This is a genomic window from Mesorhizobium monacense, from assembly GCF_056781675.1.
The window spans coordinates 4143877-4157725 of record NZ_CM165567.1 but is presented as its reverse complement, the minus strand read 5'-3'; the positions used below and the strand labels follow the sequence as shown (position 1 = coordinate 4157725).

The window sequence follows — 13849 nt, the reverse complement described above, 5'->3', positions numbered from 1 at the left end:
TGGGAGGTACGATCGAAAATGCACGGAAAATCAAAGACGAAGCTCGGCATCGGTGTCATCGGCTGCGGCAACATCTCGATGACCTATCTGCGCAATGCGGCTCTGTTCGGCGGGGTCGAGTTGCGCGCCTGTGCCGACATTTCGGCCGACATGGCCGCGCTCCGCGCCAAGGAATATGGCACCCGCGCGCTTGGCGTCGATGCGCTGCTGGCCGATCCGGACATCGACCTTGTGCTGAACCTGACGATACCGGCGGCGCATTTCGACATTTCGCTTTCGGCGCTTTCGGCGGGCAAACATGTCTTCACCGAAAAACCGCTGGCGACCTCGGCCGCCGAAGGCCGCCGTCTTGTCGCCGAGGCGGCGAAGCGCGGACTGCTGCTCGGCTCGGCGCCGGACACCTTCCTCGGCGCCGCTGGACGCCGCGCCCGCCGGCTGATGGACGAGGGCGCCATCGGCCGTGCCGTCACCGGCACCGCCTTCATGATGGGGCGCGGCATGGAGCACTGGCATCCCAATCCGCAATTCTATTACCAGCCCGGCGGCGGCCCGGTTTTCGACATGGGGCCTTATTACCTGACCATGCTGGTCAATTTGCTTGGCCCGGTCGAGCGCGTCATGGCGATGGCAACGCGCGGCCAGGAGGAGCGGCTGATCACCGCCGAGGGTCCCTACAAGAACACCACGTTCAAAGTCGGCACGCCGACCAACATCCTGTCGCTGCTCGAGTTCCGCTCCGGCGCCACCGTCACCTTCGGCGCCTCCTGGGATGTCTTCAAACATTCCAACCACCCGATCGAACTGCACGGCACCGAGGGCTCGCTGAGATTGCCCGATCCCGATACGTTCGGCGGCACCGTCTCGCTCTCGGAACGCGGCGCCGACTGGGCCGATTTCGCCAGCGAGGCCGAACTCTACGGCGCACGCAACTGGCCCTATGCCGCACCCGATCGCGCCAACTACCGCATGCTCGGCGTCGCCGATCTTGCGCGTGCGCTGACCAGTGGACGCAAGCCCCGCGCCTCGGGCGAGCTTGCGCTGCATGTGCTGGAGATCATGGAAGCCATTCTGGCTTCGGGCGAGAGCCAGGGATCGGTTGCCGTCGTCGGCACCGTCGATCAGCCGCCGCTGCTTGGCGAGGACGAGGCGGCAAGCCTGCTTGCCTGACTCGGAGGTTCGTCAATGACATCGACCCTCTCGGCATCGCTGCCCCAGTCGGCGCTGGACCCGGAAGCCCGGCATGTGCTCGACCTCGGCCGGCAGGCCGATGCCCCGCCGTTCGAGGCCGGCACGCCGGAACTGGCGCGCCGTGCCTATGATGAAGGCTTTCCGGATCTGCAGGGCGAGCGCGAACCCGTCGCCTCGGTCAGCGAGCGCACCATCGCCGGACCCGGCGGCCCACTGACGCTGCGGATCTATCGCGGGCAGGGCGCGCCTGATGCAGGCGCCCCGGCGCTGCTTTACCTGCATGGCGGCGGCTGGGTGATCGGCAATCTCGACTCCCATGACGAGATCTGCCGCTGGTTCGCCAACGTGGCGGGCTGCATCGTCGTCGCGCCCGCCTACCGGCTGGCGCCCGAGCATAAATTCCCGGCGGCGGTCGATGATTGCCGCGCCGTACTGTCCTTTGTGCGCGACGCCGCTGGCGATCTCGGCATCGATGCACGGCGCATCGCCGTCGCCGGCGACAGCGCCGGTGGCAACCTCGCTACCGTGCTCAGCCTGCGCGCGCGGGGTGATCGCATCCCGTTAACGGCGCAATTGCTGTTCTATCCCAACACCGACGCCGCGCACGCGGCCGACAGCTATCGCCGCTTCGGCGACGGTTTTGGCCTCACCGCGGCAACCATGGCCTGGTTCCGCGATCACTATGTCCGCGATGCTGGCGATATCGGCGACTGGCGCGCCTCGCCGCTCAAAGCCGAAAGCCTCGCGCACGCTGCCCCTGCCTTCATCGCCCTCGCCGGTCACGACATCCTCGCCGACGAAGGCGAAGCCTATGCCAGGCGTCTCGAACAGGACGGCGTGCCGGTCGTGCTGCGCCGCTGGCCGGGACAGATCCACGGCTTCGTCTCGATGGGCCGTCACGGTCCGGCGGCGCGGCAGGCGGTTAGTGCCGCGGTTGCCGCATGGCGCGGCTTCGATCCGGCTTTCGAGAAATCTATGCCGACTGACGCATGACCAGCGTCGCGTCGAGGCTGACCTTGGGCGCGACCGCCGTGTCGTCCTCGTTGAGCAACGCGAGCAGCGTCTCGACGCTGCGCCCGGCCATGGCGGCAAAGTCCTGCGCCATGGTGGTGAGGCCGGGACATGTGTAGCGGCTCAGCGGATGATCGTCATGGGCCGCGACGCGCAGGTCGCAATCGCCCTTGCGGCCGACCTTGAGGCCGCGCGCGTAAGCCGCCGCCATCACGCCAAAAGCGAGACGGTCATTGTTGCACAGGATGGTCTTGCCCGGCAGGCCGCCATTGGCGAGCATCTTTTCCGTCTGCTCATAGCCGATGCGCTCGAAATCCCATGTGTAGTCGTCTGTGTTGCCGACGACGACAGGCTCATGGCCGAGCCGCTTCATCGAGCCGACATAGCTCTCCAGCCGTTCCGGCGAGTTGTGGTTGACATGCGGGATGTCGAAATAGACCGGGGCATCGCCGGACCGGCACAGATATTCGACGATGGTCGAGATGCTCTGGGCGTTGTTGTTGCCGACGAACGGCGTTCCGCCTTCGAGATAGGTATCGAAATAGACGACCGGGATCGCCTGCGTCAGCTTCTCCAGCGTGCGGCGATCTGAGCGCAGGCCGAGCGGCGCGATCAGCGCACCGGAGACTTTCAGCGACAGGATGGTTCGCGTCGCCTCCACTTCGAGTTCGCGCGAGCCGTGCGAGGAGATCACGATCGGCCAGTAGCCCTCGTCGCGCAGCCGAAGCTCGATGCGGCTGACCATCTCCGAATAGAAAGGATCGGCCACCGTCGGCACCATGATGCCGATGCTGCGGGTGCGCTTGCGGTTCAGATTGCGGGCAAACAAATTGGGCTGGTAATCGGACGAGCGCAGCGCCTCTTCGATGCGCTTTCGCGTCGCCGGCTTGACGCTGGTCGGATCGTCGAAAAATTTCGACAAGGTCGGCCTGGAGACGCCGCAGGAGCGGGCGAAATCCTCCATCGTCTTGTGCGTCATCGCCATCGATACCCTCGCGTTCCGGACATCCAATCCTTGGCTGTTCCCTAGAGCAATTCCAGGAAAAGTGCGTAGCGGTTTTCCATCCGGAATTGCGTCAAAACAAAACGATAGAGCGGTTCAAACGGTGAGCCGCTCTAGCGCTGCCCGGCACCTACATACGGTGCGCCGGCGCGCAACCGCAAGGTGAAATTTTACAGACAAATTCAACAGTTGCCATGCGTAACTTTATTAATTGACGCGAAAAAGCACAAGCCGTATTCACTTTGGAGTCTATTGGCGCGGGCCACTAGGCTTGCCGTGCATCCGAGTCAGAGGCCTGGGGCGAAACGCCGGGAGGAATTCCGCGAGATGAAGAAGCTGGTCTCAGCCGGCGAGATCCTCGTCGAGATCATGGCCGAGCGCATCGGCCAGAGCTTTCTCGAGCCCGGTCCGCTGCTCGGTCCCTATCCGTCCGGCGCGCCCGCCATCTTCATCGGCCAGGCCGCGGCGCTCGGCCAGCCCGCCGGCCTGATCGGCGCCGTCGGCGAGGACGATTTCGGCCAGTTGAACATCGAGCGGCTGCGGACCCTGGGCGCCGACGTGTCGGCGATCGCGGTCCACAAGGGCCATGCGACGGGCACCGCCTTCGTCACCTACCGGGCCGATGGCAGCCGGCACTTTGTCTTCAACATCCGCAACAGCGCCGCCGGCCTGGTCGGGATCGATGCTGCCGCGCAGAGCATGCTGGCAGGCACCGACCACGTCCATGTCATGGGCTCGTCGCTGTTCTCCGACCGCGCCACCGAGGTCGCGCTGTCGGCGATCCAGGCGGTCAAGGCCAAGGGCGGAACCGTCTCCTTCGACCCCAACATCCGCCGCGAGATCATGCAGGCCTCCGGCATGCGCGAGGCGCTCGACCATGTGCTCAAGCAAACCGATGTCTTCCTGCCGAGCGGCAACGAGCTGTTCCTGTTTTCATCGGCCGGCGACGAAAAGGGCGCGGTCGATGAACTCCTGCAGCGCGGTGTGTCCTGCATCGTCCTCAAGAAGGGCGCTGACGGCGCCGCCTACCACGACCGTCACGGCATGATCGCCTTGCCGGGCTTTGCCGTCGACGAGGTCGATCCGACCGGCGCCGGCGACTGCTTCGGCGCCGCCTTCGTCTCGTTCTGGCTGCGCGGCGCGGCTCCGGTTGAGGCTTTGCGCATCGCCAATGCCTGCGGCGCGCTCGCCGTCACCCGCAAAGGGCCGATGGAAGGCATCTTTCCGCTGGCCGAGGTTGAGGCTTTCGCAACCACCGCCGGGAGAAGCAAGCCATGAGCGCCGCGACGCAGAGATTTGCCAGCATCGCGGTGAAGCGCGCCGCGGGCGAGAAAGGCGGCATCGCCTCGATCTGTTCGGCGCATCCGCTTGTGATCGAGGCGACGCTCCGCTATGGCGCGGCGCGCGGCTCCGATGTGCTGATCGAGGCGACCTGCAACCAGGTCAACCACGAAGGCGGCTACACCGGCATGACGCCGGCCGGCTTCCGCGCATTCGTCGAGGGCCATGCACAAAAGGCCGGCTTTCCGCTCGATCGCCTGATCCTCGGCGGCGATCATCTCGGGCCCAACCCGTGGAAGCATCTTCCTGCCGCCGAAGCGATGGCGAAGGCGAAGGCGATGATCGATGCCTATGCCGGCGCCGGCTTCACCAAGCTGCATCTCGACACCAGCATGGCCTGCACCGACGATCCAGCAGCTCTCGCCGACGAGACCATCGCTGCCCGCGCCGCCGGGCTTGCGGCCGTCGCCGAAGCGGCCGTCGCCGAAGCGGCGGTCGAACGCATTGGCGGCGAGAGGCCGGTCTACATCATCGGCACTGAGGTACCGGTGCCGGGCGGCGCGCTCGAAGCGCTCGACCATATGCATGTGACCGAACCCGATGACGCCTTGCGCACCGTCGAGATCCACCGCCAGGCATTTTCGCGCGCCGGCCTCGACGCAGCCTTTGCCCGCGCGGTCGGCGTCGTCGTCCAGCCCGGCGTCGAATTCGGCAATGCCGAGATCATCGCCTATGCGCCGGAGAAGGCGACGGAGCTGGTCGCCGTGCTCGGGCGCATGCCGCAATTCGTCTTCGAGGCGCATTCGACCGACTACCAGCCGGACGAGGCGCTTGCAGCGCTGGTGCGCGACGGCTTTGCCATCCTCAAGGTCGGTCCCTGGCTGACCTTCGCGCTGCGCGAGGCGCTGTACGGGCTGAGCCATATCGCCGACGTGCTCGCGCCGGACCCCTCGCGCGAAAGCCTGCCGGCGGCGATGGAACGCATCATGCTGGCCTCGCCCGACAATTGGCGCAAATACTATCCGGGCACGCCGGACGCGCAGCGCATCGAGCGGCATTTCTCCTTCAGCGACCGCATCCGCTATTACTGGCCGGCGCCGGACGCGCAGCGCGCGACACAGGCGCTGCTCGAGGCGCTGGACGACCGCGAGATCCCCCGCACCTTGATCGGCCAATACCTCGGACAGCTCGATGCGGCGGTTGCGGCCGGCCGGGTCAAGCCCACAGCGCATGAGCTGCTGATCGGTAGCATCACCCGCGTTCTCGATATCTATGCCGGCGCGACCAGTCAGTAGCGGCCTTACCGCCCGTTCCAGCTGCCGAATTGAGTCGGCGGATTGTTCGGCACTATGGTATCAAGCGGCACTGCCGGAGGATCTCCGATGCCACAACGCCCCTATGATGAGCGCCTGCTCCGTCAGGCATTCGAGGTCGCGCGCAAGGCCCGCGATGCTGGCGAACATCCCTTTGGTTCGCTCCTCGCTGACAAAGACGGCAATGTGTTGCGCGAGCAACTCAACGGTTACAAATCCGGCGGGGGCGACCGCACCGCTCATGCCGAAAGTCTGCTGGCCCGGTGGGCGGGGATGAATTTCAGCCTCGAAGAGCTGGCCTCTTGCACACTCTACACTTCGGCCGAACCTTGCGCGATGTGCTCCGGGACAATCTATTGGGCGGGCATCGGACGGGTCGTCTTTGGCCAGAGTGAACATGATCTCAAGGGGTTGACGGGGGCACACGACGAGAATCCCACACTCGACTTGCCCTGCACGATCGTCTTCGAAGCTGGGCAGCGTCCGACTGAAGTCGTCGGCCCGCTGCTTGCCGATGAAGCGGCGCAACTCCAGGCCGATTTCTGGAAAGACAAGTAGCTCAATTGCCGCGCGCGCGGCAAACGAGTGAGTGCTAGAGCAATTCCAGGAAAAGTGTGCAACGGTTTTCCGTCCGGAATTGCCTAAAAACAAAGAGTTAGAGTGGTTCAGCGTCGCTGAACCACTCTAGTATAGCGGCTGGGCCATGTGCCTTGGCGTCGGCCATTCGGTTGTGATGCCCGGCTGAACAGGCCGCTCGAGATAGGTCGACAGCACGACATAGCTTCGCGTCGAGGTCACGCCGGGTGTCTCGTAGAGGCGCGACAGCAGGCCTTCGAGGGCCCTTGTGTCCTCCGTGCGCACCTTGAGCAGCATGCAGGTGTCGCCGGCCACGGAGTGGATCTCCTCGACTTCCGGATATTCGGAAACCGCCATCAATTCCGGCGTCTTGCCCCAGCCCTTGGTGTCGATATGCACGAAGGCGAGCAGCGGCTTCTTCACCGCCTTGGGATCGATGATCGCCGCGGTGCTGCGGATGGCGCCGCTGCGGCGCAGGCGCTTCACCCGTTCGTGCGCGGCAGGCGGCGAAAGGCCGACACGATCGCCGAGATCGGCGTAGCTGATCGTCGCGTCGTCGACCAGAACGCCTAATATCTTTCGGTCCGTCGCATCGACGTCCCGGGCCGCCGGCCGGTTCCGCGGAATGCCATCTGTTTCTTCATCCATATGGAAATTCCTTGTTGATGCTGAATTTCATACGGTCATTATGGTCGTATGTCGAACAGCGATCAATCAGCAATTTTCGTGGCGGCGCCCCGGCCTCCGATTCCGGCGATCGCCTATCTGCTCACCGGATGCATCGCCGTCATCGGCTCGAACTCGCTCGTCCTCGGCCCGATTGCGCCGGCCGTGGCGGTGTCGTTCGGAGCAAGCGTGCCGGGGGTCATGATCGCGTCCGCCGCCTTCGGCCTCGGCACCTCGGCGAGCGCTCTGTTCCTGGCACGTTATATCGATCGCATCGGCGCGCGACGCATGCTGCAGGGGGCGCTGCTGCTGCTGGCGATCGGCCTGGTCGCCAGCGCATTGGCGCCGACGGTGACGGCGCTGGTCGCCGCCCAGCTTGTCGCCGGCATAGCCGCCGGCATTGCCATGCCGGCGATCTACGCCAGCTCGGCGGCGATCGCGCCGCCCGGCCGCGAGAGCGGCACGATCGGCGTCGTGCTGACCGGCTGGACGCTCTCCATGGTCGCCGGCGTCTCGCTGTCGGCCGTGCTTGCCGATCTCGTGCATTGGCGCGCCGTCTTTGGCACGGTCGCGGTGCTAGCCGCCATTGCTCTGGCCGGTCTGACGCTGACGTCGCTCAGCGACAGCAGGAAGAGCGGTCCGGCGCCGACGCCGCTCGGCGCCTTGGCCGTTCCCGGCATCGTGCCGCTGCTCATCGCCTGCGCTGCCTTCATGACCGCCTTCTATGGCGTCTATGGCTATCTCGGCGATCACCTTCACAGCGGGTTGGGGCGGCCGGTCAGTGCCAATGGCTGGGCGGCACTTGCCTATGGTGCCGGCTTCGGCGCGGCCGCACTTCTCGACGGTGTCATCGACCGCCTCGGCGCGCGCCGCGTCATGCCGTTCGCCTATCTGCTGGTCGCGGTCGTCTATGTCGCGATCGCCGCGGCAAGCGGCAGCTTCGGGCTGACGCTGGCGATGGTGGCGGTCTGGGGCCTTGCCAACCATTTCGGCCTGAACGTGCTGGTGATGCGGCTCACCGCGCTCGATCCGTCGCGTCGCGGCACCATCATGGGCCTGAACAGCGCGGTGACCTATTTCGCCGTCTTTGTCGGCACCACTGGCTTCGGTCCACTTTACACCGGCTTCGGCTTTGCCGCATCGGCGATTGTCGCGGCCCTGCTGATGCTGGTCGCCGCCTCGGCGGCGGCGTGGCGTTCGCCATCGCCCATCCGGGCGTAAGCGGCTGCCGCAAGGCTTGCGTCCTCGTCCCGTCCATGGATAAGGCTTGGCCGACAACCGAGCCAGAGCAATTCCAGGAAAAGTGTGAAACGGTTTTCCGTCCGGAATTGCGTCAAAACAAAGAGAGAGCGGTTCTGCGTTTCCGCGAAACGGTGAACCGCTCTAGCCCGCCATGAAGACGACGCTTGAGACCACCGCCGATCCCTTGCCGGAAGAGCTCGCCTTTCTGGGCGAGCGGCTGACGGCCTTCAACGACAGCGATGTCGGCGCTTCCAGGCGCAAGGCGCTCGCCGTCTTTGTGCGCGACGAAGGCGGCAAGGTCGTCGCCGGCATCTCGGGCTACACCGCCTGGGGCTGGCTTTTCGTGCAATGGCTCTGGGTCGACGAAAGGCTGCGCGGCCAGCACATGGCCGGCCACATGCTGGAGGCTGCCGAGCGCGAAGCGATCGTGCGCGGCTGTCACGGCGCCTGGATCGACACCTTCAATCCGAAAGCAGCCAAGGCCTATGAGCGTCAGGGCTACCAGCCGTTCGGCACACTGCCCGACTTTCCCATCGGCCGCAGCCGCATCTTCCTGCAGAAGAAGCTGGCTGGCTAACCCGCCAGCCGTCCGCCACGCATCGGCTGCGGCACGCCGGTCGTGCTCGGAAAACTGATCGGCAGGCCGCGCAGCACGCGCACCGCGAGGAAAGCAAAACACTCGGCTTCGACCGCGTCGCCCTTCCAGCCCAGCGTCTCGGCCTGCACCGCTTCGACGCCGGCGCGGCTGGCGAGCATCGCCATCATCGCCGGGTTGTGGCGGCCACCGCCGCTGACCACCAGTTTCTTTGGCCGATGCGGCAAAAGGTCGAGCGCCTTGCCGACGGCGGCGGCGGTGAAGGCCGTCAGCGTTGCCGCGCCATCCTCGGCGTTGAGCCCGTCAGCCATTGCCGCGCCGAAGTCGAAACGGTCGAGCGATTTCGGATAGGGCTTGGTCAAATAGGGGTGCTGCAACAAACTGGCCAGCCGCGCCTCGTCCACCGTGCCGGCGCGGGCCAGCGCGCCGTCGCGGTCCATGTCGCCGAGCCCCTTCGCCTTGATGAAGTCGTTGAGCGGCGCGTTGGCCGGACCCGTGTCGAAGGCCACGACATTGTCCTTGCCGTCCCACCAGGTGATGTTGGCGACGCCGCCGAGGTTGAGCACCGCCATGTCGCCGCCGGCATCCGCCGCGCGCAGCAGCGCGGTGTGATAGGTGGCCGCAAGCGGCGCGCCTTGCCCGCCGGCGCGCACATCGGCAGAACGGAAATCATAGGCGACCTTGGTCCCCAGGATCGAATGCATCAGCCCACCGTCGCCAAGCTGGCGGGTGTCGCCGAGCCGTCCGGGTTGCGGGGCGCGATGCAGCACGGTCTGGCCGTGGAAGCCGACGACGCCGATGTCGGCCATGGTGAGACCATGGCTCTCGACGAGGTCCTTGACCGCCGCCGATTGCGCCCGCGTCAGCGCCTCCTCGGCCTCGCGGAAGATCGCCGGCTCCGGCCCGGTGAAATTCCACACCCGCGCCTGGCGCAGCGTCTCCTCCAGCAAGGTGCGGATCGACGCGGGGTAGGGCGCAAGCCGGTAGGTGCCGAAATCGGCGATCCGCTCGCCGTCGGTCTTGATCAGCGCGACGTCGATATTGCCGTCAAGCACGGTGCCGGTCATCAGCCCGACGGCCCAGATTGGTTGCATGGTTCGAACTCCGTTGGCGAGATCGCCGCTGTCGAGAAGACGTGTCGGATGGTTCCGGCTGGCGGGCAAGGTCCAGCGTCGTGTTTGTCGAAGTCAATCCACAGCCCGTTGCCGGCGGAACCGGTATTTTGGTTTCTGCGACTGTCTGGCTCAACAACGGCAGCAACGCCATCTCTTGCCTGTCGCCTGCGAAGGCGCGACCCTGCGAGCAGCGTCTGGCGAAATGCTTCCGCCGGAAGCTACCAAGGAGGAAAAAATCATGGCATCCGACGTCGCAGTGATAGCAGGCGCAGGACAAGGCCTGAGCGCTTCGCTGGCGCGCCTTCTCGCCAAAGAGGGTTTTCTCGTCGTTCTGGCCGCCCGTAACACCCACAAGCTCGCCCCGCTGATCGACGAGACCGGAGCACTGGCCGTCGAAACCGACGTTGCCGATCCGGCCTCCGTCGCAAGCCTGTTCGAGGCCGCCGACAAGGCCGGCCCGCTTGCGCTTGCGGTGTTCAACGCCAGCGGGCGCACGCGCGGCCCGATCGCCGAGCTCGATCCTGACGCCGTCAAACAGGCGCTGCTGGTCGGCGCCTATGGCGGCTTCCTGGTTGGACAGCAGGCGGCGCGGCGGCTGCTGGCGCGCGGCTCCGGCTCGATCCTGTTCACCGGCGCCACCGCGAGCCTCAAGGGATTTCCCGGCTCCGCCGGCTTTGCCATGCCGAAATTCGGCCTGCGCGGCCTGGCGCAGTCCATGGCTCGCGAACTGGCACCGAAGAACATCCATGTTGCCCATTTCATCATCGACGGCGCCATCCAGCCGCCCGGACAGGCCGACGAGCCCGACCGACCGGATCGCCGGCTGTCGCCGGATGCCATCGCCGAGGCCTATCTCGCGACCCACCGCCAGCACCGCAGCGCCTGGAGTTTTGAAGTCGAACTGCGGCCCTGGGTCGAGACGTTCTGATCTTAGGCCAAAGCCGGCATGGCGATTCTGCACGGCGCCTGTCACTCGCCGCCTGCATTGTGCCACACGCTGGCAGGCGTGCTCGCTGTCGCAAGATCTTTGAGAGAATATTCCCTGCTTCGCATTGAAGAAGAAATGCGGTGCTTTGATTGGAAGCGCAGCATTGCCGATCCTGTCATCAAGGCTTCGCATCCCGCCTGGCCGATATGACTTCAGCATTGCAAGGAACGCATCATGTCCGAACTCGGAAACGCTTTTAAGCCTTTCGTTTCAACATCTGTCACCAGGCGCGCAGGTCTTGCCGCGCTTCTGGCTTCGGCGCTTGCCATTGTTGCCTTGGCCGCGCCGACACCGTCCTTCGCCGAGGACAAGAAGGCGATCAAGGTCGGCATCATCAGCGGCGAGGACGAGGATGTCTGGCGCGTCGTCGTGGCCCAGGCCGCCGAAAAAGGCCTGACGATCGAGACCGTCGTCTTCAACGACTACACCCAGCCCAACGAGGCGCTGGAGCGCGGCGAGATCGACGCCAATGCCTTCCAGCACAAGCCCTATCTCGACAACCAGATCAAAACGCAGGGCTATCACATCGTCCCGGTCGGCTACACCGGCGTCTGGCCGATCGGCCTCTATTCCAAGAAATACGCCAAGGTCGCCGACCTGCCCGAGGGCGCCGTCATCGGCCTGCCCAACGACCCATCGAATGAAGGCAGGGCGCTGCGCGTGCTGCAGAACGAAGGCGTCCTCAAGCTGAAGGACGGCACCGGCATCCTGGCGACCACCGCCGACATCGCCGAGAACCCGAAGAAGGTCGTCATCAAGGAACTCGATGCCGGCATTGTCGGGCGCTCGGTCGAGGATCTCGACGCCGCCGTGGTCAACACCGACTGGGCGCTGAAAAGCGGCCTCGGCCCTGACAACCGCATCGCCCAGGAGCCGGTGGCCGACAATCCCTACCGCAACTTCATCGCGGTCAAGGCCGGCAATGAGAACGAGCCCTGGGTGAAGACGCTGGTCGCTGCCTACCAGAACGAGACGGTCAAGGCTGAGTTCGACAAGGTCTACAAGGGCACCGGGATCAGCGCCTATTGATCGGCGCATGGCTTGCAGAAACAGGCGGTCCGCCCCGGAGCGGGCCGCCATCGCATTTGCGGAACACTGAGACGGAAACAGAGATGAACCAGCATGTCACAGCTGAAGTGGCGGATCGGGCCTATTCCACAGCTTCGGAAGATGTCGTCCGTCTCACCGACCTGAAGCGGCGCTTCGGCGCAACGCCGGCGCTCGACGGCGTCTCGCTGACGGTGCGCAAGGGCGAGATCCTCGGCATCATCGGCCGCAGCGGCGCCGGCAAGTCGACGCTGATCCGCTGCCTGAACGGGCTGGAGCGACCGGATTCCGGCCAGGTCTTCATCGAGGGCCGCGAGATCAGCCGGCTCGGCGAACGCGAGCTGCAGCCACTGCGGCGGCGCATCGGCATGATCTTCCAACACTTCAACCTTCTGTCGGCCAAGACGGTCGAGGACAATGTGGCGCTGCCGCTGAAGATCGAAGGCCGCCCCAAGGCCGAGCGCCTGGCGCGCGCGGCCGAGTTGCTTGACCTCGTCGGTCTGTCGGAGAAGGCGAAAGCCTATCCGGCCTCGCTGTCGGGTGGCCAGAAGCAGCGTGTCGGCATAGCCAGGGCACTCGCCGCGCGCCCGGCGCTGCTGCTGTCCGACGAAGCGACGTCGGCGCTGGACCCGGAGACGACGCGCTCCATCCTGGCTCTGCTCAAGGATATCAACCGCCAGCTCGGCCTGACGATCCTGCTGATCACTCATGAGATGGAGGTGATCCGTTCGATCGCCGACCGCGTGGCGGTGATCGACGCCGGGCGCATCGTCGAGCAGGGCCCGGTCTGGTCGGTCTTTGCCGACCCGCGTTCGGAAATCACCAAAAGCCTGCTCGGCGGCATCCGTCCGCAGCTGCCGGACGAGATCGCCAGTCGGCTTGTGCAGGGAACCGGCGCGGAGACGATCCTCAGGATCGACATCGCCGGCGAGGCCGCGCGAGCCCCGCTGCTATCGGACCTTGCCGCAGCCCTGCCGGGTCCGTTCCGCCTCGTCCACGGCGGCATCGACCATGTCCAGCAGCAGCCCGTCGGCACGCTGTTCCTGGCGGTGGCAGGCAACGACGAAAATCATCTGTCGGAAGTGATCGCGTTCCTGAAAGCCCGGCAGGGGCGGGTGGAGGTGCTTGGCCATGTCGCCGGTTCTGTTTGAGCTTCTCATTCGTTCGATCTGGGAGACGGTCCTGATGACCGGGGCGTCCGGCCTCATCTCGCTGGTCTTCGGCCTGCCGCTCGGCCTGGCACTGGTCGCCACCGATCGCGGCGGCATCGCCGAAAGCCTGTGGGTGAACCGCGCGCTCGGTGCCATCATCAACGGCTTCCGCTCAGTGCCCTTCATCATCCTTCTGGTGGCGCTGATCCCGGTGACGCGGCTGATCGTCGGCACCTCGATCGGCACCTGGGCGGCCATCGTGCCGCTGTCCATCGCTGCCACGCCCTACTATGCCCGCATCGCCGAAGTGTCGCTGCGCGAGGTCGATCACGGGCTGATCGAGGCGGCACGCGCCATGGGCGGCAACCGCTGGACGATCATCCGCGAGGTGCTGGTGCCGGAGGCGCTGCCCGGCATCGTCGCCGGATTCACGGTGACGCTGGTGACGCTGATCGGCGCTTCCGCCATGGCCGGTGCCATCGGCGCCGGCGGGCTGGGCGACCTTGCCATCCGCTATGGCTACCAGCGCTTCGAGACCAGCGTCATGGTCGCGGTCGTCATCGTGCTCATCATCCTGGTCTGCGGCATCCAGTGGGTCGGGGACCGGCTGGTCGCCAGACTGGACCACCGCGCATGACCGCCGGACGCGAGCAGGTTGGGTATCCGTTCGGAC

15 protein-coding genes are annotated in these 13849 nt (G+C 65.7%); 12 read left to right on the top strand and 3 right to left on the bottom strand.

Going from position 1 to position 13849, the window contains the following annotated elements:
• Positions 1-18: 18 nt before the first annotated feature.
• Together AC1RUK_RS20250 and AC1RUK_RS20245 are read left to right on the top strand one after the other, a co-directional pair.
• Positions 19-1167, top strand: a complete 1149-nt coding sequence (locus AC1RUK_RS20250) for a Gfo/Idh/MocA family protein (protein ID WP_481840083.1) — start codon at positions 19-21, stop codon at positions 1165-1167.
• 15 nt (positions 1168-1182) lie between these two features.
• The gene (locus tag AC1RUK_RS20245) at positions 1183-2181 is read left to right on the top strand and encodes an alpha/beta hydrolase (protein WP_481839244.1); all 999 of its coding nucleotides are present in this window, start codon (positions 1183-1185) and stop codon (positions 2179-2181) included.
• Here AC1RUK_RS20245 and AC1RUK_RS20240 read toward each other — a convergent pair.
• Positions 2162-3184 (bottom strand): LacI family DNA-binding transcriptional regulator, encoded by a 1023-nt coding sequence (locus tag AC1RUK_RS20240; RefSeq protein ID WP_481839245.1) that lies wholly within the window; start codon positions 3182-3184, stop codon positions 2162-2164. The two genes, AC1RUK_RS20245 and AC1RUK_RS20240, sit on opposite strands and share 20 nt — an antisense overlap.
• A gap of 345 nt (positions 3185-3529) precedes the next feature.
• Between AC1RUK_RS20240 and AC1RUK_RS20235 the strand changes: the two genes are divergently transcribed.
• The 3 genes from AC1RUK_RS20235 (at position 3530) to AC1RUK_RS20225 (ending at position 6354) form a co-directional block, all read left to right on the top strand.
• Complete coding sequence (locus AC1RUK_RS20235; protein WP_481839246.1) at positions 3530-4480, top strand: sugar kinase; 951 nt, start codon at positions 3530-3532, stop codon at positions 4478-4480.
• Entirely contained in the window at positions 4477-5778 is a 1302-nt protein-coding gene (locus AC1RUK_RS20230) for a D-tagatose-bisphosphate aldolase, class II, non-catalytic subunit (RefSeq protein ID WP_481839247.1), read from the top strand. The genes AC1RUK_RS20235 and AC1RUK_RS20230 overlap by 4 nt, the downstream gene beginning before the upstream one ends.
• An 87-nt stretch (positions 5779-5865) precedes the next feature.
• Positions 5866-6354, top strand: a complete 489-nt coding sequence (locus AC1RUK_RS20225) for a nucleoside deaminase (RefSeq protein WP_436171348.1) — start codon at positions 5866-5868, stop codon at positions 6352-6354.
• A gap of 126 nt (positions 6355-6480) precedes the next feature.
• Here AC1RUK_RS20225 and AC1RUK_RS20220 read toward each other — a convergent pair whose 3' ends face one another.
• Positions 6481-7020, bottom strand: a complete 540-nt coding sequence (locus AC1RUK_RS20220; protein WP_436171349.1) for an Lrp/AsnC family transcriptional regulator — start codon at positions 7018-7020, stop codon at positions 6481-6483.
• Between the two features lie 48 nt (positions 7021-7068).
• Here AC1RUK_RS20220 and AC1RUK_RS20215 point away from each other — a divergent pair, with 48 nt between their 5' ends.
• Complete coding sequence (locus AC1RUK_RS20215; protein WP_481839248.1) at positions 7069-8259, top strand: MFS transporter; 1191 nt, start codon at positions 7069-7071, stop codon at positions 8257-8259.
• A 172-nt stretch (positions 8260-8431) separates the two neighbouring features.
• A complete protein-coding gene (locus AC1RUK_RS20210; protein WP_436171351.1) occupies positions 8432-8857 on the top strand; it encodes a GNAT family N-acetyltransferase in 426 nt (141 codons plus the stop codon).
• On the opposite strand, the gene AC1RUK_RS20205 is transcribed toward AC1RUK_RS20210, so the two are convergent.
• A complete protein-coding gene (locus AC1RUK_RS20205; protein WP_481839249.1) occupies positions 8854-9969 on the bottom strand; it encodes an anhydro-N-acetylmuramic acid kinase in 1116 nt (371 codons plus the stop codon). The two genes, AC1RUK_RS20210 and AC1RUK_RS20205, sit on opposite strands and share 4 nt — an antisense overlap.
• 259 nt (positions 9970-10228) lie before the next feature.
• Between AC1RUK_RS20205 and AC1RUK_RS20200 the strand changes: the two genes are divergently transcribed.
• The 5 genes from AC1RUK_RS20200 (at position 10229) to AC1RUK_RS20180 (ending at position 13813) form a co-directional block, all read left to right on the top strand.
• Positions 10229-10918, top strand: coding sequence for an SDR family NAD(P)-dependent oxidoreductase (locus AC1RUK_RS20200; RefSeq protein ID WP_481839250.1), 690 nt, complete (start codon positions 10229-10231; stop codon positions 10916-10918).
• Positions 10919-10936: 18 nt separating this feature from the next.
• Positions 10937-11128 carry a hypothetical protein gene (locus AC1RUK_RS20195; RefSeq protein ID WP_481839251.1) on the top strand — a complete coding sequence of 64 codons (192 nt, stop codon included), beginning with the start codon at positions 10937-10939 and terminating at the stop codon, positions 11126-11128.
• A gap of 24 nt (positions 11129-11152) precedes the next feature.
• On the top strand, positions 11153-12007 hold the full coding sequence (locus tag AC1RUK_RS20190) for a MetQ/NlpA family lipoprotein (RefSeq protein WP_481839252.1): 855 nt from the start codon (positions 11153-11155) through the stop codon (positions 12005-12007).
• 83 nt (positions 12008-12090) lie between these two features.
• Positions 12091-13176, top strand: coding sequence for a methionine ABC transporter ATP-binding protein (locus tag AC1RUK_RS20185; protein ID WP_481839253.1), 1086 nt, complete (start codon positions 12091-12093; stop codon positions 13174-13176).
• Positions 13157-13813: a methionine ABC transporter permease gene (locus AC1RUK_RS20180; RefSeq protein ID WP_481839254.1), complete on the top strand. Its 657-nt coding sequence runs from the start codon at positions 13157-13159 to the stop codon at positions 13811-13813. Before AC1RUK_RS20185 ends, AC1RUK_RS20180 begins: the two co-directional genes overlap by 20 nt.
• Positions 13814-13849 lie beyond the last annotated feature (36 nt).